Origin of the sequence: Campylobacter sp. US25a (assembly GCF_004379075.1) — a bacterium.
Taxonomy (GTDB): domain Bacteria; phylum Campylobacterota; class Campylobacteria; order Campylobacterales; family Campylobacteraceae; genus Campylobacter_D; species Campylobacter_D jejuni.
The window spans coordinates 1-1,714 of record NZ_RYYM01000045.1; the positions used below are offsets into that span (position 1 = coordinate 1).

Annotated in this window: 1 protein-coding gene and 1 pseudogene; both read left to right on the forward strand. The window is 30.3% G+C overall.

What is annotated here, in order from left to right:
• A pseudogene (locus ELQ12_RS09565) lies at window positions 1–309 on the forward strand (hypothetical protein); the annotation flags it as partial.
• Window positions 310–327: 18 nt separating this feature from the next.
• Window positions 328–1,596, forward strand: coding sequence for a hypothetical protein (locus tag ELQ12_RS09570; RefSeq protein WP_134264745.1), 1,269 nt, complete (start codon window positions 328–330; stop codon window positions 1,594–1,596).
• Window positions 1,597–1,714: the final 118 nt, after the last annotated feature.

The window sequence follows — 1,714 nt, forward strand, 5'->3', positions numbered from 1 at the left end:
ATTTTACAAGATTTTGCTAATGGAATTTACAATACAAGTAAAGATAAAACAGGAAGATATATAGAAGATAAAAATAAAACCAGAAGATTACTAGAAAAACTCAATATCATAGGACAAAACAATCTTAAGGCTATGTATATGGGGATAAATGGAAATGAAGAAAGCTTGAAAGCTATAGGCAAAAGAGAAAATAACACTAGCAAGGCAAGTGCAAATACTGATATCACATCAGAAACAAAAACTCCGCCTAATTTCATAGGCAGATTAGCCACTACCATAATCATAGAAGATGGTTTATACATGGGTTAAATTAAGAAAGGATAGATAATGAGTGAAACTTATGAGATTTATACACCCAATGGGTTAACATTAGATGTGGAAAAAGATACCAATAAAATACTCTTTAAAGAAAATGTTAAGCCCACAGGCGATTATACCGAAGAATATTCCAAAGCGGTTTTTAAATCTTATCATATTATGAAAAACTCCCCCTACAAAGACTATAAACCCCAATACCTAGATCCTAACTTTTATACAGGACAAAAATCCACTCTAGTTGAATTTAAAGAATGGCAAAGTATATATTTAAAAGATCCTATCAAAGGAAGCATAGCTCCTTGGACTAAAGCAGAAAAAGCTTATTATAAATCTTTAAAAACCAAAAGAGAAAGATATAAATATTTAGCAATAAGAAGTGGATTAAGATCTGTGGTTATAGATATACCCTATGATGCTTATGCTAATGTAGATGAAAAAGGAAATTTAATCAATGAAGAATACGCTTATATTTATGATGAAGTAAGTTCTCATCGTGGAACATTAAAATCTTATTCTTTCTTTAATGAATGGGAATTGTCTGCTTTACTTTTGGGAAATATTAAAGCTAGTCCTACAGCTGCCGTAGGATTTAAAGCAAGACAACAACAAGCATTGTTTTTACAAGCTCAACTTGGAGATAAAAATGCTTTTAAAAGTTTAGGTTTAGCAGTATTGTGTTCTAATTCTTTTCTTACAGGGCAACATTGGAATAAGCTTAGAGCAAAAATGATTTACGATTTACACGATTATCATTATGAGAGTTTATTAGATGAATTTGGTATGCTTCCTTTTTTAGATGAGATTATAGGAGCAGATTGGACGATTGATTTAAATAAATATGATTTTGCCTATGATGAAGAAGGTAGAATCATTTGGGCTTTATATGATGATATTGAAAAAGGTAAATTAAAAGATCCAAGAGATATAGATTCTACTCCTGAAAGTAGAAATAAATTTGATGATGCTATGGATGGATACGAAAATGGAATGGTAACAAGATTTGATGTAGATATTAGAAACGAAAGAGATGAAAGATCTGCTAAACTGACTATGGATACCCTAGTATTAAGTGCCAAACTAGCAGCCCTCACTCCTCCTCAAGGCTATCCTAATGCCCCTTATTATTTTACACCTGAAAGATTGGAATGGATTTATAAAAGAGGATATTTAGATAAACTCCTTGATCCAAGAATCCCTGCTATTTATAGATATAATTTTCCGCAAGAACTTCGAGCTAAGATAAGAGCTTATGCTAAAGAGCATAATATCAAAGAGTAATTTAATCAAAATAAAAAAATATTTAAAGTAAAATAAAAACAAAAGGAAAAACAATGCAAAAAATACTTCAAATCGATTTAGAAAAAAGAAAAGCTTTAGAGAATTTCAAAAATCTAGC